The organism is Levilactobacillus tujiorum, from assembly GCF_012641185.1.
In the GTDB taxonomy this organism is placed as follows: Bacteria; Bacillota; Bacilli; order Lactobacillales; family Lactobacillaceae; genus Levilactobacillus; species Levilactobacillus tujiorum.
In genome coordinates this window covers 50151-70845 of sequence record NZ_JAAXLK010000017.1, presented here as the reverse complement: position 1 = coordinate 70845, position 20695 = coordinate 50151, and the positions used below count along the sequence as shown (strand labels likewise).

General features: G+C 46.5%; 20 protein-coding genes and 1 pseudogene. 8 read left to right on the top strand and 13 right to left on the bottom strand.

The window, feature by feature from the left end; all coding sequences use genetic code 11:
- Positions 1 to 134: 134 nt before the first annotated feature.
- The 4 genes and pseudogenes from HF569_RS09115 to HF569_RS09100 all read left to right on the top strand — a co-directional run.
- Positions 135 to 1439 (top strand): annotated as a pseudogene (locus HF569_RS09115) (MFS transporter); the annotation flags it as partial.
- 90 nt (positions 1440 to 1529) lie between these two features.
- The gene (locus tag HF569_RS09110) at positions 1530 to 1808 is read left to right on the top strand and encodes an AbrB/MazE/SpoVT family DNA-binding domain-containing protein (protein WP_168902193.1); all 279 of its coding nucleotides are present in this window, start codon (positions 1530 to 1532) and stop codon (positions 1806 to 1808) included.
- On the top strand, positions 1805 to 2008 hold the full coding sequence (locus tag HF569_RS09105; RefSeq protein ID WP_168902192.1) for a hypothetical protein: 204 nt from the start codon (positions 1805 to 1807) through the stop codon (positions 2006 to 2008). Before HF569_RS09110 ends, HF569_RS09105 begins: the two co-directional genes overlap by 4 nt.
- 94 nt (positions 2009 to 2102) lie before the next feature.
- Positions 2103 to 2600 carry a cysteine hydrolase family protein gene (locus HF569_RS09100; protein WP_168902191.1) on the top strand — a complete coding sequence of 166 codons (498 nt, stop codon included), beginning with the start codon at positions 2103 to 2105 and terminating at the stop codon, positions 2598 to 2600.
- 182 nt (positions 2601 to 2782) lie between these two features.
- On the opposite strand, the gene xerS is transcribed toward HF569_RS09100, so the two are convergent.
- From xerS to parE, 9 genes are all read right to left on the bottom strand, one after another.
- Positions 2783 to 3847 (bottom strand): tyrosine recombinase XerS, encoded by a 1065-nt coding sequence (gene xerS / locus HF569_RS09095; protein ID WP_168902190.1) that lies wholly within the window; start codon positions 3845 to 3847, stop codon positions 2783 to 2785.
- A 975-nt stretch (positions 3848 to 4822) separates the two neighbouring features.
- Positions 4823 to 5272 carry an NUDIX hydrolase gene (locus HF569_RS09090; RefSeq protein WP_168902189.1) on the bottom strand — a complete coding sequence of 150 codons (450 nt, stop codon included), beginning with the start codon at positions 5270 to 5272 and terminating at the stop codon, positions 4823 to 4825.
- Between the two features lie 44 nt (positions 5273 to 5316).
- Complete coding sequence (gene msrA, locus HF569_RS09085) at positions 5317 to 5841, bottom strand: peptide-methionine (S)-S-oxide reductase MsrA (protein WP_168902188.1); 525 nt, start codon at positions 5839 to 5841, stop codon at positions 5317 to 5319.
- A gap of 14 nt (positions 5842 to 5855) precedes the next feature.
- Positions 5856 to 6305, bottom strand: coding sequence for a peptide-methionine (R)-S-oxide reductase MsrB (gene msrB, locus HF569_RS09080; RefSeq protein ID WP_168902187.1), 450 nt, complete (start codon positions 6303 to 6305; stop codon positions 5856 to 5858).
- A 146-nt stretch (positions 6306 to 6451) separates the two neighbouring features.
- Positions 6452 to 7030 (bottom strand): matrixin family metalloprotease, encoded by a 579-nt coding sequence (locus HF569_RS09075; protein ID WP_168902186.1) that lies wholly within the window; start codon positions 7028 to 7030, stop codon positions 6452 to 6454.
- Between the two features lie 147 nt (positions 7031 to 7177).
- Positions 7178 to 8107: a manganese-dependent inorganic pyrophosphatase gene (locus HF569_RS09070; RefSeq protein ID WP_168848596.1), complete on the bottom strand. Its 930-nt coding sequence runs from the start codon at positions 8105 to 8107 to the stop codon at positions 7178 to 7180.
- Between the two features lie 35 nt (positions 8108 to 8142).
- On the bottom strand, positions 8143 to 9102 hold the full coding sequence (locus HF569_RS09065) for a LysR family transcriptional regulator (protein WP_168848595.1): 960 nt from the start codon (positions 9100 to 9102) through the stop codon (positions 8143 to 8145).
- Between the two features lie 135 nt (positions 9103 to 9237).
- Positions 9238 to 11685 carry a DNA topoisomerase IV subunit A gene (gene parC / locus HF569_RS09060; protein ID WP_168902185.1) on the bottom strand — a complete coding sequence of 816 codons (2448 nt, stop codon included), beginning with the start codon at positions 11683 to 11685 and terminating at the stop codon, positions 9238 to 9240.
- Between the two features lie 23 nt (positions 11686 to 11708).
- Positions 11709 to 13685 (bottom strand): DNA topoisomerase IV subunit B, encoded by a 1977-nt coding sequence (gene parE, locus HF569_RS09055; protein ID WP_168902184.1) that lies wholly within the window; start codon positions 13683 to 13685, stop codon positions 11709 to 11711.
- A gap of 272 nt (positions 13686 to 13957) precedes the next feature.
- Here parE and plsY point away from each other — a divergent pair, with 272 nt between their 5' ends.
- Complete coding sequence (plsY, locus tag HF569_RS09050) at positions 13958 to 14581, top strand: glycerol-3-phosphate 1-O-acyltransferase PlsY (RefSeq protein ID WP_168848592.1); 624 nt, start codon at positions 13958 to 13960, stop codon at positions 14579 to 14581.
- A 52-nt stretch (positions 14582 to 14633) separates the two neighbouring features.
- Here plsY and HF569_RS09045 read toward each other — a convergent pair whose 3' ends face one another.
- The 4 genes from HF569_RS09045 to xerC all read right to left on the bottom strand — a co-directional run bounded on the left by HF569_RS09045 (position 14634) and on the right by xerC (position 18564).
- Entirely contained in the window at positions 14634 to 15509 is an 876-nt protein-coding gene (locus HF569_RS09045; protein WP_168902183.1) for an aldose 1-epimerase family protein, read from the bottom strand.
- 159 nt (positions 15510 to 15668) lie between these two features.
- The gene (gene hslU, locus HF569_RS09040; RefSeq protein WP_168902182.1) at positions 15669 to 17081 is read right to left on the bottom strand and encodes an ATP-dependent protease ATPase subunit HslU; all 1413 of its coding nucleotides are present in this window, start codon (positions 17079 to 17081) and stop codon (positions 15669 to 15671) included.
- An 18-nt stretch (positions 17082 to 17099) separates the two neighbouring features.
- Positions 17100 to 17642, bottom strand: a complete 543-nt coding sequence (gene hslV / locus HF569_RS09035) for an HslVU peptidase proteolytic subunit (protein ID WP_168848589.1) — start codon at positions 17640 to 17642, stop codon at positions 17100 to 17102.
- Positions 17643 to 17655: 13 nt separating this feature from the next.
- Positions 17656 to 18564 (bottom strand): tyrosine recombinase XerC, encoded by a 909-nt coding sequence (gene xerC / locus HF569_RS09030; RefSeq protein WP_211089701.1) that lies wholly within the window; start codon positions 18562 to 18564, stop codon positions 17656 to 17658.
- A gap of 311 nt (positions 18565 to 18875) precedes the next feature.
- On the opposite strand from xerC, the gene HF569_RS09025 reads away from it, so the two are divergent.
- Genes HF569_RS09025 through HF569_RS09015 form a run of 3 tightly spaced genes read left to right on the top strand, consistent with a single transcriptional unit; the run spans position 18876 to position 20644 of the window.
- Entirely contained in the window at positions 18876 to 19628 is a 753-nt protein-coding gene (locus HF569_RS09025; RefSeq protein ID WP_168902180.1) for a DUF2087 domain-containing protein, read from the top strand.
- Positions 19629 to 19632: 4 nt separating this feature from the next.
- Complete coding sequence (locus tag HF569_RS09020; protein WP_168902179.1) at positions 19633 to 19962, top strand: GIY-YIG nuclease family protein; 330 nt, start codon at positions 19633 to 19635, stop codon at positions 19960 to 19962.
- A 10-nt stretch (positions 19963 to 19972) separates the two neighbouring features.
- Positions 19973 to 20644 carry a chloramphenicol acetyltransferase gene (locus HF569_RS09015; protein WP_168902178.1) on the top strand — a complete coding sequence of 224 codons (672 nt, stop codon included), beginning with the start codon at positions 19973 to 19975 and terminating at the stop codon, positions 20642 to 20644.
- The last annotated feature ends 51 nt before the right edge of the window (positions 20645 to 20695 follow it).

The window sequence follows — 20695 nt, the reverse complement described above, 5'->3', positions numbered from 1 at the left end:
GGTGATACCATCAAAATTTAGAGTCTCAATACATAGTAAGCAAGATCAAAAGCCGTCAGTTTTTGAAAAACATGAAAACTGACGACTTTTTTGAAAGGTATGAATAATTCAGGGTCTATTTTGTCTGTGGCTTCGCGATTATTTGTTCGTCCTTGATTTTTAACTTTTATTTGGAAACCGTGCGTGAATATACGGCCCTAAAAGCTTCCTACATTATTATGTTTATGTCCATTACGGTGATGATCGCAATGCCTTTGGGAACCAAATTACAAAAGAAGGTAGGGTACAAGCCGCTTATCACTTCTGGCATTGTCCTGATGGAGATTAGCTTGCTGATGCTCACTCGGCTAAATCAGTCTACATCTTGGGTGGCAATGGTTTCTATGATGATTATTTTAGGATTGGGGTTTGGATTAGGGTGCTTATCCATTGTTTCAGCAGTTCAATTTGTATCTCAAGATAAGGCGGGAATGGCCTCTGGAATTGTTAATGCAAGCAGACAATTAGGGACGTGTCTGGGCATTGCTTTACTGGTGGGGACTATGACGCACACAACCAACTTGGCTAAAGACAACATTAGAAGAGATTCTAATAATGAAATTGCACGCTTGGCAATACCAAAACCATTTTCAACAACGATGAAAACAGATTTGAATCATGCACTGAATTCTGGGACAGATAATAACTTGCAAGTGACACTAAAGACGGATTTGAAAAAGGATCAAAACAGACCGTATTCTATTGTTCAACCGCAGAATAATAATTTAGAGAAGTTGTATAACGGCACGCAGACAATCAAAGATTCTTATGGCCGTGCCAATAAACAATATCAAGATTCCATGGAACAATTGATTTTAGGTCAGCAGAAAATGCGGGCTGCAATTGTAGCTACACAAGATACGCAATATCAGTTGTTGTTCGAATTAATAAAGGGGAACCCGGATGGAGCAGAACAGCTAGACACTTATGAAAATGATTCAAAGCTTTTGTCTCAGCAATCGGGAGCACCGTCTAATATAAGGAAAGAACAGTTACTGACGATGCTAATTGCCGTATATAAAATTGGATTAAATCCCGCAGTCCAAACCGAATCACAATTCAAGTCTCAAATTGAGTTACTTTCCCCTAACACCAAGTCATTATTAGTCGGTCAGCAACACTTATTAGACGGTCAGACAGCCTTATTAACTGGACTGGAAAGGGGTGATAAACTTTTGACGGGCTTAAATCAAATCCAAACGGGTCTTTATAATATCGATCTAGAACGAAGAGTAATCCGTTATACAACATTTCTTAGAGATTCCAAAAACACTAATTTAACAACGGCGTATACGGATACATTTTTAGTCGCAGCAATTTTTATTCTACTTTTTACCATTGCTGGTCTGTATACGGATAGGGTTGATGTGTTTCATGAGAGCGATGACCTGCCGAAATAGGGATAAGGAACTGGTTAAACTCGGTTTTTAGAATCATTTTTCTTTCGATGATTAGCAAGAGTTGTTAGAATAAGTAAGAAGGGAGAGACTATGGATTCAGTAAAAGCTCGTGAAACTGTTAAGGTCTCTAGTAAAGGACAAGTTGTCATTCCATCCGTATTCAGGAAGAAAATGGGTATTTCAAGTGGTGATCAGCTAGGCGTTACACTGACGGATGATGGCCAGTTAGTTCTGGAAAAATTGCCGTCCAGTCTTGATTGGAAAGAACTCATTGCAGGTATTCCAGTTGAACAAGTAGATATTGATGATAAAAGACACTACGATCCTAAGAAGTCACCGAATTTTAACAAATGGATGCACGAAGAATGACGGAATATTCTGGTAGCCCCATGGAAATTTTTATTGCTAATGTACCGTTTGATGGGACTAATCCCTCTAAACGAAGGCCAGCACTTGGTAAAGAGGTTATCTTTAGGAAAGCAGAAGAAAATACGTCCAATATTTTAGAAGCAGCAAACGATATTTTTGACGACTATTCTGATTTGATGAAGCGATTGGAAAATTTCTAATTTATTAGATAGCACAATCGTCTCTTTCAGATAAGCCCTGAATAGCGTATGATAAAAGTTAAGTTGAATGATTCCTAAAGGAGGCCAGCAACACATGGCAGATGTATTACTAGTCATTGATCTTCAAAATGGGGTTTGTTACGGTGACAAGCCGGCTGCAAATATGCCCCAAGTACTTGCGGGGATTAACGCGCGGATTGCAGCGTACCGTAAAGCCAAGAAACCCATTGTTTTTGTCCAACACACGGATGAAGACTTAGTTCAAGGCACTCACGACTGGGAGTTGATTTCAGGGCTGGACCATCGCGATTCGGACCCCTTAGTTACTAAGAACCATGCAAATGCTTTTTATCATACAAATTTGCGACGCGTACTAACGAGTTTTGCCGCCGAATCACTGGAAATTTGTGGCGCGCAAACCGAATACTGTGTCGATACGACGACCAAGGTGGCCCACGGAATTGGTTATGATCTTCAAATGACGCCAGGGCTAACGACCACTGTAGATAATCAATTTATGACGGCTGAACAAACCATTGCCTTTTATGAGGGGATTTGGAATCATCGGTTTGTGACAATGCTTGAAGCTTAATGAATAGGAGCTCACCGCTTGATGGTGGGCTTTTTTTAATGAGAACTAAGGGATTAATATCTGTTTTGCATTATTTTTGAAGGTTATGAAATGGAAGTGAGCCCCCAAAGTTGGATCTCTTGCCCAACTTTAGGGGTTCACTTTAGTTCAACCTTTTTGGCTTGTCTTATTCCAACTGGCAATTACATCTTTTCCAGCCCTTGCCGCTGTTCTTCGTCAATGATATGGGTATATAGACCCGTCGCACTCGTCGAATTTTGACCCAACTGCGTAGCGACTAGTTGTTCATTCTTCGTTGCTAGGTAAAGCTTTGAAGCCAACGTATGCCGCAGTTTGTGAGGGGTTATGCGTACCTTAAACGCCGCCGAATATTTAGCCACCATTTTCTCCATGGAATTAGCCTGCATCCGTGAGGCTTGGCCCCGGTAACTACTGAGAAAAAGTGCCCGATCACTGCTAGTAGCGTGATAAGTGGCGATGCGGTGGTCAATGTAGTCTTGAATATAGGGCAGCGTCCACGGCGCAATCGGCACCGTATCTCGTTGACCACCCTTACGAACGACACCAATTGTGCCCGTTTTAAGGTTGAGATGACGTAAATCAGCATTAGCAGCCTCGGAAACTCGTAGGCCACTTCCCAGCAACAGGGCGTTAATGGCAAGATCACGCTGCTTATCGCGGTGAAAATAACGTCGCTTAGCGGGTGTCAGTTGTTCTTCATATTTATGATCGATAAAATCTAAATACTCGTGATCTGTATTTCCTAGCATGAGCTTTGTCTTCAAATTAGCCGCACGGGTAGCGTAGGTCTCGCTGGTCCGGACCAAGGCAATCTTATGCATCACGTTTCGATCAAAGTAAGCCTCACCATGTTCATCTTCAGTGTCCTCTGTGAGGTACTTGAATAGCGAAGAGAGGGCGTTTAGAGACCGATTGATTGTGGGGTGGGTCCGGCTGCCAGGTGCGCCAGTAAGCTTTGTTTGATTCAACAGGGCCGATTTGTACAGTTCGACGGTTTCCTTTTTTAACTTTGCCAGTACCTGAATATCAATATTAGCGGGGTGGGTAGCCGGCGTTAAGCCTTCACTGATCAGCCAGTTGAAGAAGCGGCGAAATTCGGTCAGGTACTGATACAATGTTGCGGGGGACAGGGGAATCGTGGCTTTTGCCTGATAATATTCTTGGACGTACCAAGGGGCAGTGGCCAGTTCTTCGTTGATTAATTTTAGATAATGTTGTTTTTCCATAATAGAAGCGGCCTCCAAACGTATGTTCTCATATGATATATGATACCGGTGAAATCAGAAATTAGCAAGTCCCCCGCCTTAATTTTAGTTATTACTATCTTTAAAATATTTGTTTTAATGAAAGTAGTCGACTTAATCATCTCTAAGATATATAGGCCTATCGAAGTTTTCAGGTCGGACTTTAAGCGTAATAATGGACAGAATCGTTGCAACCATGCGGGTTTGCGGCCATTGTTGCAACGATCATTCACGATTTTGGAGCACTAAGTATCCCTCATAAAGCTAAAATAGTTCATCAACAAACGTTGATTTGTCAGCATTTGTCGACTGAACATGACTTGAAATTGATGATCTGAGTAAAGTTGATTCGTTGAACAGCAAGATCAGGTTCAGCATAGTTTTATGTGTTGGCCTAGCAAATGGCGTTCATATCACTGAGTCGCATATATCTATATGAACGGTAATTACAGCTACATTTGAACAAGTATCGGCTGAAAATGGCAGCAATGTTTTCCAGCTATGACTAAAAAGGATTAACAAGCAAACATCTCGTTAAACGGGTCGAATTAAGCGTTGATTCTAAGCACACGTTCAAGTTTTAGACGGAGACCTGACCATGAAATGAGCACAGAATTCGCCTTAAATTTGATGAAGTTTGCTGAGATTAAATTTAAGCCATCGACAACATAAGTTAATCGCTCAGCAGGCAACTTTAAGCGGACGCTGACACAGATTGAGAAAATCAGTGATGGTTTCTTTTAGGCATTAACTGACACAAACTCATTGGAGTTATGGGTGAAGCTTGCTGAACGACCATGATCATTAAATACTAGTCAGCGAAAGATAGGGAACGGCTACTTCTGATCTAAATCATAAATCTTTTCTCTACTTTACATAATATATATTATCGAAAGTAGTCCTCATGACTAAAAATACGGGGAGCTTCTCATGAGTCTTTGAGAAGCTTCCCGTTTTTTAAAGTATTTGTTCCGTTTGTAATTGACTAAGAATTTGACGCGTGATTGGTGTTAACGCTGATGGTAAATTTGTTAACGGAAAAAATTGAACGTCGCTGGTTTCGTGTTGATCAGCTTGGAGCTGACCGCTGCTAGTTAACTGATAAACCGTTGTGACCGAATCAATCTGATCGCCATTAGGATACGTGTACTGCATGCCAGCACCGCTGACCACCGTCAACAATCTTGGCTCGTGGCCAACTAAGCCAGTTTCTTCGCGCAATTCGCGTTTGCAAGTTGTTGACAGATCTTCATTGAGTTCTTTGGAACCAGCTGGTAAGCCCCAGAGCTGATTATCCATACGCTTAACCAGCAATAGTCGAGCTTGCTGAAGAACGACTGCTGCCGCACCGACGACAATTAAAGCCCGTGGACCCGTCACTTGGCGCAGCTTCAAAACGTATCCCACACGATCACATCCTTTCAATCAAATTGTAACGCACAGCCCGACAATTAGTCACGCCATTTCTCTTGGATGAATGATTGGCGACCGCCCATTTCTTCAATCTGGTAACGAAATGGATTCTTGCGGTAAAAATCCTGATGTTCTTCCTCAGCTGGATAAAACGGTTGTGCCGCTTCGATAGTTGTGACGATTGGCTCATCGAAGCGATCACTAGCGGCGAGTCGTTCCTTAGAGGCAGTTGCGGCCGCCCTTTGTTCAGGACTATTGACAAAAATGACCGGCCGATAGCTGTCACCGCGATCTTGAAATTGACCAGCGGCATCAGTGGGATCCGTTTGGCGCCAGTAAATTTCAACTAGCTCGGCATAACTGATGATGGTCGGATCAAACGTGATTTTAACCGCTTCCGTATGGCCCGTAGTGTGACTGGCAACGTCTGCATACGTGGGATTTACGGTGTGACCACCCGTGTAACCCGAAATGACCGACTTGATTCCCGGTTGCTCGTCAAATGGCTGGACCATGCACCAGAAACATCCGCCAGCGAAGATTGCTGTTTCAGTTTTACTCATTTGCGTTGGCCTCCTTATTTTTGCTCAGGAAATAAGCGCTGAAAGTCGTGATAGCCTTGCGCTTCAAGCTGACTAGCCGGGATAAATTTCAACGCAGCAGAATTAATACAGTAGCGCAAGCCCCCCGCTTCCGTTGGACCATCGTTGAAGACGTGGCCTAAATGGGACTGCGCGTCCGTGCTCCGTACCTCCTGGCGAATCATGCCAAACGAATGATCCGTATTCTCTTTCACATTGGCAGCATCGATTGGTTTCGTAAATGATGGCCATCCACAGCCAGCATCATACTTATCCGTAGAGCTGAATAGTGGCTGACCACTGACGACGTCAACATAAATGCCGGGTTCGTAAAAGGCATCGTATTTCCCTGTGAAGGCAGGTTCAGTTGCTGCGTTCTGCGTAACCGCAAATTCTTCCGCGGTTAATCGGGCCTTTAAGTCTGCTGCTGATTCTGTTTGTTTCATTGCTAAGTCCTCCAATCGGTTGTACACAATTTTTTAACGTACTCTAAGTTTAATCCTCCACGTCAAAAAGGCAATTAATTTGTTTGCAACTAGTGCCGTACAAAAAGACTGCAGCAATGATCACTGCAGTCTTCATGCTTCTATTCTTAACTGGCTTGTTGTCCGGCTGGTGTATGGTAGCGTAGGTTTACGCCATCAATATCAACTTGTTGAATCCCAACGGATCGGTTCTGATAGTACATTACACTGTGCTTGGACGGATTGTGAGCTAAGCCCATCGCATGGCCTAATTCGTGTTCTGCCACGTGCAGATCGTCAGTCCGCGAATAATCGTAGCTGTGGAGTAAAGCCGGATTAAGTTCGGAATTGACCTTATACAAGTAATCCTGTCTTGCCCAAAATTCAGTCAGACCAACATCTCTGCCGAGTTGCCGTGACTGACTAGCTGAGGCAGTGGTCAGCTTGATCTGTGCATTTCTAGCTGAGGCAAGCTTAAATTTGAAAGCGCCAGTATGGTTCCAAGCTTTAATTGCTGCCCGCCAGATCCTTTGGTAATAGGCCGACTTAGTGGTGATTGCATAAGTGGCGTGGTTCTGTGCAAACCTCTCAGGACCAAACGGCGTTGTGGTAGCTGCTAATGCCACAGCACCACCAATTTGGCTGACAAAAAGACCAATCGTCATAACGATCGTTACGATTTTTCGATACCAAGCACTTCTTGTCATGCATAATCCCTCTTTCGTCTCGGGAAAATGCCTGACGGCTACCATCGGCCCGTATTATATGCGGTCGCGTGAAAAGTTGCGATAAAAAAGCCCCCTGAAGTGGTTTATTTCTTCGGGGAGCTTCAAAATTATTGTAAATTAACCGAATTAAGCGTTAAAAGCGTCAGTCAATGGTGGGACAACTTGTTTCTTTCGGGAAACGACACCTGGTAAACTAGCGCGGTTGCTTTCAAGCTTCGTGTTAAAGGCTTTTTCAACGACGTCCTTAGGCGCTCCGGCAACGATCATCTCGGAGTCACTGTTCAAGACGTTGGTTGCTAAGGTAATGAACAAGTCATAGCCATCGGCTGCGATTTCAGCGTTCATTTCCTTTTCCAAGCCAGCTTGACGGGAAATAACGTCATTTAAGTCAACCGTGTTGATCTGACCAATCCGCACGCTGTGACCATTCATGTCGAAGGACTTAGCGTCGCCATCAATCAATTCCTTGTCGCTCTTAGCAGCCAGGTTGGTCCCTGCCTTAAGCATTGCGATGCCGTAGCTTTGAACATCAATATCCGCAATTTCGGCTAAGGCCCGTACGGCTTCGCGGTCCTTGTCAGTCGTGGTTGGGGATTGTAACAACAGCGTGTCAGAGATGATGGCTGATAACATTAAACCAGCCAACTTTGCTGGAATCTCAATCTTGGATTCGTCAAACATTTCCGTTAAGATCGTGCTGGCACAGCCCACTGGTTCTGCCCGGTAGTAAAGGGGTGAATCAGTGTGGAAGTTGGCAATCCGGTGATGGTCAACAACGAACGTCACTTGAACCTTATCTAAGTCACTGACACTTTGTTGGGCTTCGTTGTGGTCAACTAACATCACTTGGTCGACTTCGTTAGCAACCGTCTTAACCACCCGTGGTGCTGGTTCATCAAAGTGATTCAACACGTAGTTGGTTTCCATGTTAGGTTCGCCCAAGGCAACGGCTTCAACGTCGTACCCCTTCTGCGTTTGGTAGTAAGCAAAAGCCTTTGCTGCTACGATAGCATCCGTATCAGGGTTTTGGTGACCGAAAATTAACGCTTTACTCATTAGTAAAAAACTCCTTTAATCAATAATTTTTAAGATTATTTGTTACGCAATTGTTTGAGGCGCGAAATGTAATCGTCGGTGTGTAGATACCGGTCAAACTGCGCGAGAAAATGGCTAATTCGAGGGATCTCCGCTTTACCCTTGCGAAAGACAAAGGCCAAATCGAAGCGAATGTTGGGATCGAAATGAGCGGTCCAAGTGTTTGGCAAATCATCTTGCCCCACCATAAACGAGTTAGGCAGTGCCGTTGAAGCCCCCGTTTGCATGGAAAAATGGAGCAGTTGTGTTGGGGTAGTGAAGTTTGCCACGCCCTTGGGAAAATCAGCCAATTGATTCTTGTAGGCTTCGTGAATCGTTTGATTCAGGTAGTACCCATCCGGATACATGGCCCAGACGTTAGCCGTCGTATCTTTGAACTTGATCCGATGCTTCTTAGCAAGCTGCTCATCATGGTGGATGAACAAGAGATCATCGGAAATGATCTTCTTAGACTCGTAAGGCTTCCAATTCTTGATGGAATCATCGGGCAAGTACATGATGGCTAAGTCAATTTTATTGTTCTCCAACCGTTCCCAAATTTCCTTTCGCGTTAACATGTGGAAGGAAATCTTGAGCTCAGGATTGTTCTGATAAGACAGGATGGCAAAGTCTTCAAAGACCGCATCCTCAACTGACGCCAACAACCCAATGTTGATTTCTCCTTGGGTTGCGCTGGTTGATTGTTGAATCTCATCTGTCGCCTGATTCAAAATCGCATAGATCTTGTGGGTGGCATCTAACATGGTATATCCAGCATCCGATAGTCGGAGCTTTTTCCCAACGGAATAGAAGAGCGGCGCCCCCACCGTTCGTTCTAATTTTTTGATCTGTTGCGTCAAAGCTGGCTGGGTAATCCCCAAAATTTGAGCAGCCTGCGTATAATTCATGGTTTCTGCGAGTTGCAAAAAATACGTCAGGGTTTTAGAAGAAAAGATGCTTTCTTGTTTCGTCTTCATCCGCGTTTACTCCTTAATGACTGGCGTGACGAACCGTCTCGCTGATAACTACGTCAACCTAATAGTAACTATTAAAGTCTATAATAGGCTGTTTTGTATGAAAGCGCAACGATTACTGCTCGCAAATCCAAGTGGTTAATCGAGAACTAGTTCAGTCGGTTTGACGCGTAAGGATACAGGGGTTCCCTCGACATCGGTGTCGATGACGAACGAGCCATTTGAGTAGCGCCCACTAAGAGGATGCTCCGTTGGCAAGACATCGTGGGTCCGCTCGCGACTGGTGATAATTTCCAGTGGCGGATTACCCGCAGGAATCACCATGAAATCAACGACTCGGTGAGGATCACGTTTAAGCTCCCGCAAGACGAGCACGCCCCGTCTTGCCCGACTGGTAACTGAGATCTCTTTCATGGCCAAGCGTTTAAAGCCACCACGCTGGGTAATCATGGCGATGGTATCGTCATCGCTAACTAGGTCAAGGTTGACCACTTCATCGTCATCGCGCAGGTCCATTGACCGTACACCGGTTGTCCGTGCACCGTTGATAGACACCTCATCGACTGGATACCGCAGGGCATAACCATTCTTGGAAATGAGCAGGATCCCCTGGTTGACAGGTTCCGTCAGGTATTTGACCTGAACGACCCGTGCTTCGGGGTGCTTAAGCTTCTCATAGACCGCTGCACGACTCTTATACGTTCGGCCTGGTGTCAGATCGCTGAAGGCAGTCTGTTTGACATACCCATCACTGGTTGCGATTAGGAAGCGACCGGTTTCCTTCAGAGACTTGAAAGCAAAGGTAGCCACAATTTCTTCGTCGCTGGCTAACCCGATGGTCTGTGAAATGTGCTCCCCGGTTTCCTTCCACTTCACGTCGCTAATCTCATGAACTGGTCGGTAAATCAGGTTACCTTTACTGGTAAACATCATCAGATGATCTAGGGTGCTGAGTTTTTCCATAAAGATTGGGTAATCTTCATCCTTCAGGCCGTTATCCGCTGGGTCAGAAGCCGTGTACGACCGCACACCGGAACGCTTCAGGTAGCCGTCATGACTGACCAGTACGATGACTTCCTCATCCGCTACCGTCACCGTCGTCTTGATCTTCAAGTCTTCAATCTTATCTTGAATTTCAGTACGCCGGGGATTCCGGTACGTCTTAGCAACTTCCTTCAGTTCCTTGCGTAAGACAGCGTTTAAGGTCTTCGGTTCGGCTAAGATCTTATGGTCTTGTTCAATGGCCGCGGATAGTTTATCAGATTCCGCTTGAAGCTGAGTCACATCGGTATTGGTTAACCGATATAGTTGCAAGGCAACAATGGCATCGGCTTGCTTTTCAGAGAAATCATAGGCACTGACCAGGTTGTCACGCGCATCGCGACGATCTTTACTAGCCCGAATAGTGGCGATAACTTGATCCAGAATGGATAAGGCTTTGATCAATCCGGTCACAATGTGTTGCCGGTCCAACGCCTTTTGCAACTCATACTTCGTCCGTTTAGTGATGACATCACGCTGATGCTCCAGGTAGGCGGTTAAAATCGTCTTCAAGCCTACGTGTTCTGGTCGCATGTGGTTGATCGCCACCATATTAAAGTTATACGTGATTTGGAGTTCAGTGTTTTTGAACAGGTAGTTCAAAACCCCCTGGGCATCTGCATCACGCTTCAATTCAATGGCGATGCGGAGACCATCACGGTCCGTTTCGTCACGAACTTCAGCCAGGCCCTCGACCTTTTTGTTCAGGCGGATTTCATCAATTTTTTTGACCAACTGAGCCTTGTTCACTTCATAAGGAATTTCGGTCACAATGATTTGACTCTTGTTGCCACGCAGCGGTTCGATAGCCGTTTTAGAACGTACAACGACACGGCCACGGCCAGTCTCATACGCTTTAACAATGCCATCTTTTCCTTGAATGATACCGCCGGTAGGAAAGTCTGGTCCCTGAACGAATGACATGAGCTCTTCCAAGGTTGTCTTGGGATGACTAAGCAGGTAGACCAAAGCATCGACGACTTCACCCAAATTGTGCGGTGGAATCTCCGTGGCGTACCCGGCCGAGATCCCGGTCGACCCGTTCACTAATAGATTAGGGAAACGTGCGGGCAAGACCGTGGGTTCATACTCGGTGTCGTCAAAGTTAAGCACCATTTCAACGGTATCTTTATCAATATCGCGGAGCATCTCACCCGCTAGCTTACTCAGCCGCGCTTCGGTGTACCGCATGGCGGCCGCGGGGTCACCATCCATCGACCCATTATTACCGTGCATTTCGACGAGAGGTTCGCGTACCTTCCAGTCCTGACTCATGCGGGTGAGGGCTTCGTAGATGGAGCTATCACCGTGGGGGTGGAAGTTACCCATGACATTCCCTACGGATTTAGCTGACTTCCGAAATCCTTTATCGTAGGTGTTGCCGTCCTTGTTCATGGCAAATAAGATTCGCCGTTGCACCGGCTTTAAGCCATCTCGGATGTCGGGTAACGCCCGTTCCTGAATAATTGACTTGGAGTATCGGCCGAACCGATCGCCCATGACTTCTTCTAGCGTTAATTCTTGAATATTTTGTCCTTCACTCACGACACGTGTGCTCCTTTCACCGGTTATTTATCCGTTGGTTCCGCGGGTTCTGAAGATTCTAGCAGGCTGGTGTTATCGTCTTCCAACGTAAACTGTACGTTGTTTTCAATCCACTTCCGGCGAGGTTCAACCTTGTCGCCCATTAACGTCGTCACCCGGCGTTCGGCCAAGGCTGCGTCGTCAATTTGTACCCGAATTAACGTCCGATTGTCGGGATCCATGGTGGTATCCCAGAGCTGTTCGGCGTCCATTTCACCTAACCCTTTGAAACGTTGGAGGCTGTAGCCCTTCTTGGCGATCTTCTTGGTCTTTTGATCCAATTCATCGTTAGTCCAGGCATAGTCAATCGTTGCTTTCTTGCCGGTCGTCTTAATCCGATATAACGGTGGGAGCGCAATATAGACCCGTCCCGCGTCAATCATGGGCCGCATGTATTTGTAGAAGAAAGTCAACAATAGAATCTGAATGTGCGCACCGTCATCATCGGCATCGGTCATGATAATAATCTTATCGTAGTTGGCATCGTCGATATTAAATTCGGCGCCGACCCCCGCACCAATGGTGTAAATCATGGTGCTAATTTCTTCGTTTTTCATAATGTCAGGCAGCTTGGCCTTTTCAGTGTTTAAGACTTTCCCACGTAAAGGTAAAATTGCCTGGAATTTTCGGTTACGGCCTTGCTTAGCCGAGCCACCGGCTGAATCCCCTTCGACTAAGAACAATTCGTTTTTAGCCGAGTTCTTGGATTGGGCGGGTGTCAGCTTGCCAGATAGTAACCGCTCATGCTTCTTGTGGCGCTTGCCGTTACGACTCTCATCGCGAGCCTTACGGGCAGCTTCACGGGCTTGCCGAGCTTGGGTGGACTTCCGAATTAACATCTTACCGAAGTCCCCATTTTCCATGAGATAATATCCCAATTGTTCGCTGATAATACTGTCAACAATTGCCCGCGCTTCCGGGGTGCCCAGTTTTTCCTTGGTCTGACCTTCGAATTGCAGTAGGTTTTCCGGTACCCGGAGTGAAATGACGGCTGAGAGCCCTTCACGGACATCCGTTCCTTCAAGGTTCTTGTCGCGATCCTTGAGCAAGCCGACCTTGCGTGCATATTCGTTAAAGGCTTTGGTCCAGCCACTACGCATACCAGCTTCGTGACTCCCGCCGTCCTTAGTCCGAACGTTATTGACAAATGACAACAGGTTTTCGGTGTAGCCGTCGTTGTATTGAGCGGCTACTTCGACTTCGATACCGTCTTTCTTGCCATCAAAGTACATGACATCGCCGAGGGTGTCCTTATCTTCATTTAAATAACTGACAAACTCTTTGATACCGTCTTCAAAATGATACTCTTCAGCGCGTTCTTGGCCTTCACGTTCATCAGTCAGCGTGATCTTAACGCCCTTTAACAGAAAGGCCGATTCACGCAGTCGCTCGGACAACGTGCCGAAGTTATAAACGGTGGTCGTGAAAATTTGACTATCCGGTTTGAAGGTGATCGTGGTTCCGTTGTGGGCCCGGGTATTGCCCTTCTTCTCCAGTGTTCCCTGGGGATGACCCCCATTGGCAAATTTTTCCTGATAGCGTACGCCATCACGGACGATCGTCACCGTTAAAGCACTGGACAAGGCGTTCACGACAGAAGCCCCTACACCGTGCAGGCCACCAGAAGTCTTATAACCACCTTGGCCGAACTTACCCCCAGCGTGTAGCACGGTTAAGATAACCTCGGGCGTTGGTAAACCGGAGGCGTGCATACCGACGGGCATACCGCGCCCGTGGTCAACCACTGTGATGCTATTGTCCTGGTGGATGGTAACGTTGATCTCTTTACCGTATCCGGCCAGCGCTTCATCAACGGCGTTATCGACAATTTCGTAGACCAAGTGATGGAGACCCCGGCCATCGGTAGAGCCGATATACATCCCAGGACGTTTACGAACAGCTTCCAATCCCTCCAAGACCTGGATGGAGGAATCGTCATACTTAGGTTTTGCTTTCGCCATGCGTAAATCCCCTTTACTTTTACTAGATTCAAAAATAACTTTACGATACCCTTTAGTTTACCGCAATACGAACATATGTTCAAATGAACCGTCCAAATCGCACCGCGTGGGTTTTCAGTAACCACATTATCATACCACAGGAAACTAAAACCTGGCTAGTTTCCTGATATAATTGGCGGAATGCGTAAAACATGCTAAAATATAGAGCAGCTTATTAGTGACGATTCCCCTGACAAGGGGTATCGTCGAGAGAAAGAGCGGAGGAATTACGTGTGAAACTAATTGGGTTACTCATTGTGGCCTACCTCCTGGGCGCTATTCCAAATGGTGTCTGGGTGGGCAAGACCTTTTTTCATACCGACATTCGGCAATCTGGATCCGGTAACATTGGCACGACCAATACCTACCGGGTGTTAGGGCCGTACGCTGGGACAGCCGTGATGGTTCTGGATATCGCCAAAGGAACCGTTGCCACGTTGCTGCCAACCTGGGGCCATGTGACCACCATCTTAGGGACCGCTACCCCACTGCTGTTTGGTTTGTTCGCCGTCTTGGGGCATACCGTATCGGTCTTCGATCATTTTAAGGGTGGCAAGGCCGTGGCGACTTCAGCAGGCATGCTGCTGGCTTATAACCCGATTATGTTTGTTATCGCCGCTGGTTTATGGGTCAGCCTCATCTACTGGACGAGTATGGTGAGCCTGGCTAGCATGATTGCCTTCTCACTCATTACCTTGATTTCATTAGGCTTTCATGACTGGTATTTAACGGGGATTGCAGCGGTGCTGACGGCGTTTGTCTTTTACCGTCATCGTAGTAATATTGCGCGTATCAAGGACGGGACAGAATCACTGGTGCCGTTTGGTCACGGCTATCATAAACGTCAAGCAAAGTAAGCATACTGAAGGCTCTCAACGGCATTGGTCGTTGGGAGCCTTTTCGTTTGGGTTAGAAGTATGTGATTTGATAGCTGGCATCAAAGGATTGCTTAGCGGCTAAGTGGTGAATGGCGACCTTGCTGGTCAGCTCGCCGGTTGCCTGGACATCGTCGGCCAGTCCCCACCAAGGCTCCAGGCAAACGAATGGCGCCTGCTTAGGATACGGCGACCAAATACCCAGGTATGGTGCGGCCACGGTCAATGCAATGCCGTGATCATCCTTGGGGGTGCTGAGCATCACGGTGGTTTCCCGACCATTCAGCGTCAGAACCTGGGCGTCGTGATCAAACAAGGCGTGATCCAGAACCAGAGGCTGGTTAAGGTCCAGGGGAACGCTGTGCTGCGTATCGCTATAGGGTCCAACTAACGGGACTCGTTGGTAGGTCTGCTTAGGCGAAACCGTCACTTGATAATCAGTGAAGTCTGCTGGCGCACCGCCGAAGGGCACGTTGAATCCTGGATGCGCGCCAAATGAGAAGTATAGTGGCGTTTCGTCAGGGTTAGTCACCGTTGCGTGCGTCTTCAGTTGGTGGTCCACTAGCTCGTAAGACAACGTCAAAATAAAGTTGTACGGATACAGCTCGCGGGTCTGGTCATTCGCAGAGAGTTCGAGACTGACCTGGGTGGCAGTCTGATCAATAATCGTAAATTCACGGTCACGCGCAAAGCCGTGCTGCGTCATCGTATACGGTTGATCGCCCACCCGATACTGATTATCTTGTAACCGGCCAACGATGGGAAACAGAATCGGTGCATGCCGTCCCCAAAAGGCCTTGTCCGCTTGCCACATGTATTCTAAATGACTTTCATTGTCCATAACACTGGTTAACTCAGCACCTAACGGATTAATCTTAACCGTTAAGTAGTCGTTCTTTAACGTGATCATCAAAATTCCTCCTACTGATTACGAAACATTTGGCGCATGGTGAAGTGAGCCCGGAATAGTTGACTAAAGCTATTAACTCGCCATTGGTTGCGTTCTCACTCTATCATACCCCATGGACTAAAAAAGAGCCAAGACAACTGTCTTAGCCCCCTAATTGATTTATAGGATGTAGCGTGATAAGTCTTTGTTCTGAACGATATCGCCAATCTTATCATTGACGTAGTTTTCAGTGATCGTGACATCGCCGGTTCCCATGTCAGGTCCTTCATACAGGAGGTCTTCCAGCAACTTCTCAAGAACCGTTTGTAAGCGACGGGCCCCAATATTTTGGTTTTCGTGGTTCAGTTCAAAGGCCAATTCAGCAATGCGCTCGATGGCTTCCATGGTAAACGTCACTTTGACATTATCGGTGCCAATCAAGGCAATGTATTGCTTAATTAGCGCGTTGTTAGGTTCCGTCAAGATGCGAATGAAATCCTGCTTGCTGAGATCATTTAACTCAACCCGGATTGGAAAACGCCCTTGTAATTCGGCAATTAAGTCACTGGGCTTGGATTCTGCGAAAGCACCAGCGGCGATGAAGAGAATGTGGTCGGTATCAATCGTCCCGTACTTCGTCTTCACCTGTGTTCCTTCGACGATTGGCAAGATATCGCGCTGAACCCCTTCACGGGAAACGTCGCCACTGTTTTGGCTGCTGCCCTTCGCAATCTTATCAATTTCATCTAGGAAAATAATCCCGGTGTTTTCAGCCCGTTTGATAGCGTCGTGATTAATATCGGCGTTGTTGACGAGTTTTTCGGATTCTTCACTAACCAAGATCTCGCGGGCTTCGGCAACCGTTACGGTACGCTTGATCCGTTTCTTAGGCATGATCGCCCCCAAGGTGTCGCTCAGATCAACGCCCATTTGGCCCAACATGTTGTTGTCGGTGGCATTGGCTTGTTGCGGATCGTCCATCTCCAATTCAACGGTATGGTTTTCCAACAAGCCTTGATTCAATTGTTCCGTCAAGGAGAGCCGTTCATTGCGGATTTCATCCGTCACTTCTTCTTGTTCGTTAGGTGCAGTTGGCATTTGGCCATTCTGCATCTGGGAGAACATATTCATCATGTTAGCAAAGTCGTTGTTATTCTTATTTTCTTTCTTCTTAGCGGGAGCCAGTAGCTTGACCAGGCGCTTGTTAGCCGCTTGAATGGCATCCGTCCGTACACGCTTGAACTGGTCTTGCTTCTCCATAGAAACTGAAACTTCAACCAAGTCACGGACCATGGATTCAACGTCACGGCCGACATAGCCTACTTCGGTAAACTTGCTGGCCTCAACCTTAGTGAAAGGTGCGTGTACAATCTTAGCCAGCCGACGGGCAATTTCTGTTTTCCCCACACCAGTTGGTCCAATCATTAGCATGTTCTTTGGCGAAATTTCTTCCTGCATGGCTGCGTCGAGTTGCATCCGACGGTAGCGATTACGTAAAGCAATGGCAATTGCCTTCTTGGCTTCGTCTTGGCCAATCACGTATTGGTCGAGTAAGCCCACAATCTCTTTGGGTGTTTTGTTAATTGCGTCCACTATTCAGTCCTCCAATTTTTAAAGTTCTTCCGAAATAACGTTTTCGTTGGTGAAGATATCAATCCCGCCAGCAATGTGGATAGCACTCTCAGCAATTTCTTTGGCACTCATATCCTTAGCATGGTGGTGTAAAGCGGTGGCAGCAGCCAAGGCAAAGTTACCGCCAGAGCCAATGGCTAAAATGTCATCATCTGGCGCAATGACTTCACCTGACCCGGAAACTAACAACATTTCGTCTTTGTCCATGACAATTAACAGTGCTTCAAGCTTTTGCAAGGCTTGATCAGAACGCCATTGCTTAGCAAGTTCAACGGCTGCTCGTTGCAGGTTACCACTATATTCGTTTAGTTGCCCTTCGAATTTTTCTTCAAGGTTGAAAGCGTCCGCAACACTGCCGGCAAATCCAACGACGACTTGGTTGTTGTAAATCCGCCGAATTTTGTGCGCGGTTCCTTTCATAATGACCTTTTCACCCATGGTGACTTGACCATCACCGGCCATGGCGTTGTGTCCGTTATGGCGCACCGCACAAATGGTAGTTGCTTCAAATTTTACTGGCATAATTATAATCTCCTTATGATTGTTTCGGTGGTTGTTGATCTTCGGTTGCCCGCGGGAAGAATTGACGATAATCACGTTGGAGGTGCTCACGCGTGACGTGCGTATAAATTTGCGTGGTCGACAAGCTGCTGTGTCCCAATAACTCCTGAACTGAACGCAGATCCGCGCCCTGATTGAGCAGGTGCGTCGCAAACGTGTGCCGCAACATATGGGGATGAATCTCACTAGTCAGGCTACTCCGCTTGATGATTTGATTGAGTAGATACGTGACACCAGCTGTCGTGAGTTGTGCACCGCGTGAATTAACAAATACGAAGGTATGCTGCTGATGATATTTAGTCATGAGTGGTGTCCTGGCAGCCGTGAAGTAAGTTTTTAGGGCATCGCTGGCGTAGTGGCCAAAGGGAACATAGCGTTCTTTATTTCCCTTCCCATGAATCAGCATAATTCGATTGTCAAAGTCAATATCGGGTTGCGTTAAATTAACACATTCACTCACCCGAATTCCCGTGCCGTACAGGACTTCCAAGACAGCCGTGTCACGGGTTGCGAGCTGCTGGTTAGGATTGCCAGCTGCCGCAGTAAACAACGCGGTCATTTCTCGTTCATAGAAGAAACGTGGTAAATGGTTTTGATGCCGTTTCAGTTGAACGTAAGCAAATGGGTCGTCCTTGGCCAATCCATTACTCATGAGAAACGTGTAAAATGAGCGCATCGTCGAAAGTTTACGCGCAATTGTCGTTCGCGCAAAGTGCCGATCATACAGATTGCTGAGGTAAACCTCGACATCGAGTTGGTCGATCTGGGCCCACGGTTTTTCACCCCCGTTATCCTGAAGAAATTGACTAAATTCATCTAAATCTTCACGATAAGCCTTCACTGTCTCTGGTGAATATTGTCGTTCTCCCTGCAGGTATGTCATGAATTGTTCGACTGCTGAAGCCACGGCTGACACCTCCTGTACGTGTTAATGCTAGCAAACGCACTCCAAAAACTCAACTAACTCATCAAAAATCAGTGCTGGACGTTTAGGGTTGCGGAGGAGATTTCAAGATTTAAAATTAATGTTTATCGTAACAGTAAATATTAATCAGTAAGCTTCTAAAGGTACTATACCGCCGTTTCTTATGTTGCAGTAGCCAGTTTTAGGCAGTGAATAAAAAAAATCGCTAAAAGCAGTGTTGACAGATTCAGTAAACATTTGTAAAGTATTCATTACTGGAGGGATCACGTATGAACTTACTAGAGTTGACCTTAATCGAAATCGAGCAAGGCTGGCATCAAACCGATATGGCCTTTGTCTGCAATTATTGTGGCGCATCCTTTGCGAACGATCAGGTTTTCCCTGTTGAGGATAACTTTTATCCAGCAGCAAAGATGATTCGTCATCATCTCACCACGGTTCACCCACAGGCAATCGATGATTTAATCAATACGGACAGCAAATACAATACGTTGACAGCCAAACAACGGACACTTCTATCTGCTTTTGCAACGGGTGCTAAGGATGCCATTATTGCTAATCAAATGGCCGTTGCAGCAGCCACTGTTCGCCACCAAAAGTTCACTTTCCGAGAAAAGGCTAAGCAAGCCAAACTCTATTTGGCCATTTACGAGCGGGTCTTCAATCAGACGCCAGCCACGGATAGCCTCGTACACTTACCCGAACAAGTGGGAATCGAGGACGACCGGTTTGCAATCACAACTGCGGAATATAACCGACTCGTTGCCAAATACTTTACCACGACTGACCCCTTACGTCTCGCTAGGTGGCCTAAGCATCAAAAAGCCATTCTTGCCGTGCTAAAGCGAATTACCGTGACGCTGCCGGCCGAGCAGCACTTCACTGAACGCGAATTAACAGATCAATTAAAGCCGATTTATGCCGATTTCCCACTACTACGTCGCTATCTAGTCGACTATGGCTTTCTTCAGCGTACGGCAAATGGCCGCGACTACTGGCGAAACCCAAGCTACAAGGAGTAAAACTATGAATCGTAAAGAACTTATTCAACAGTATAAAGCGACACCGACCTTTTACGGTGTCATTGAGATTAAAAATGAGCAGAACGGTAAGATCTTTATCGATGTGGCCCGCAACGTCCACAACCGTTGGGGGTACTATCAAACGAATTTGAACGAAAATTTCTATCATGACACCGATCTCCAAGCGGACTGGAATGCGTTGGGCGCTTCTGCTTTTAGCTACCGCGTGCTTTTGAAGGCAGATACCAGTGAGACCGACAACCTTCGACAAGCTCTCAAGGATCTCAAGGCTGAATGGCTAGAAAAATGTCATCCGGCTTACAATCAACATTAAGGAGTTAACCATGACGAAACTAAATACGATTAGCACCCCCATTGACCAGACAAGCTGGTCACGGCGAGAATATTTTTACTATTTTACTAAGATGATGCCAACTGGCTTTACGCTAAATGTCGAGTTGGACGTGACGGCTACCAAGGAATGGTTGGCGGATCGTGATTTGAAATTTAATGCAGCCTATCTTTACTTGGTCTCCAAGGTGATCACACAGACACCAGAGTTTAGAATTGGTCGAACCCAAGAGGGTCAACTCGTTCGCTACGACGTCCTTCACCCATCCTATTCCGTGATGCATACGGACGATCACAGCATCTCTAGTCTCTGGACAGCATACGATCCAGACTTTCAACAATTTCACCACAATTATTTAGCTGATCTGGCAGCATACGGTGATCAACGCACGCCCATGCCTAAGGCGCCACAAAGCGGTAATACCTATATGATTGGGAGCATTCCCTGGACACACTTTACCAGCTATACGCCGCTGCCGTTTACACCATTGAATACGTATTTCCCCGTCATTCAGGCGGGTAAGTACGAACTAGAAGCCAAGCGCTGGCAAATGCCCCTGTCTGTGACGATTCATCACGCGGTTGCGGATGGTTATCACGTCAGTCAGTTCTTAGAACAACTTCAGTTGGCCTTTGATCATCCGGAAATTTGGCTAGCAAGTTAAATTTTTCGGTTTAAAGCAATGCCTCAAGTCTTGACACCATAAGGTCGACTT

Bases quoted from the DNA above. Each gene is read 5' to 3' on its own strand.
- HF569_RS09020 (WP_168902179.1), top strand. From the start codon at position 19,633: ATGAATCGTAAAGAACTTATTCAACAGTATAAAGCGACACCGACCTTT.
- HF569_RS09110 (WP_168902193.1), top strand. From the start codon at position 1,530: ATGGATTCAGTAAAAGCTCGTGAAACTGTTAAGGTCTCTAGTAAAGGA.
- HF569_RS09105 (WP_168902192.1), top strand. From the start codon at position 1,805: ATGACGGAATATTCTGGTAGCCCCATGGAAATTTTTATTGCTAATGTA.
- hslV (WP_168848589.1), bottom strand. From the start codon at position 17,642: ATGCCAGTAAAATTTGAAGCAACTACCATTTGTGCGGTGCGCCATAAC.
- xerC (WP_211089701.1), bottom strand. From the start codon at position 18,564: ATGACATACCTGCAGGGAGAACGACAATATTCACCAGAGACAGTGAAG.
- msrB (WP_168902187.1), bottom strand. From the start codon at position 6,305: ATGAAACAAACAGAATCAGCAGCAGACTTAAAGGCCCGATTAACCGCG.
- HF569_RS09015 (WP_168902178.1), top strand. From the start codon at position 19,973: ATGACGAAACTAAATACGATTAGCACCCCCATTGACCAGACAAGCTGG.
- HF569_RS09025 (WP_168902180.1), top strand. From the start codon at position 18,876: ATGAACTTACTAGAGTTGACCTTAATCGAAATCGAGCAAGGCTGGCAT.
- HF569_RS09100 (WP_168902191.1), top strand. From the start codon at position 2,103: ATGGCAGATGTATTACTAGTCATTGATCTTCAAAATGGGGTTTGTTAC.
- parE (WP_168902184.1), bottom strand. From the start codon at position 13,685: ATGGCGAAAGCAAAACCTAAGTATGACGATTCCTCCATCCAGGTCTTG.
- msrA (WP_168902188.1), bottom strand. From the start codon at position 5,841: ATGAGTAAAACTGAAACAGCAATCTTCGCTGGCGGATGTTTCTGGTGC.
- HF569_RS09045 (WP_168902183.1), bottom strand. From the start codon at position 15,509: ATGATCACGTTAAAGAACGACTACTTAACGGTTAAGATTAATCCGTTA.
- HF569_RS09075 (WP_168902186.1), bottom strand. From the start codon at position 7,030: ATGACAAGAAGTGCTTGGTATCGAAAAATCGTAACGATCGTTATGACG.
- HF569_RS09065 (WP_168848595.1), bottom strand. From the start codon at position 9,102: ATGAAGACGAAACAAGAAAGCATCTTTTCTTCTAAAACCCTGACGTAT.
- xerS (WP_168902190.1), bottom strand. From the start codon at position 3,847: ATGGAAAAACAACATTATCTAAAATTAATCAACGAAGAACTGGCCACT.
- HF569_RS09070 (WP_168848596.1), bottom strand. From the start codon at position 8,107: ATGAGTAAAGCGTTAATTTTCGGTCACCAAAACCCTGATACGGATGCT.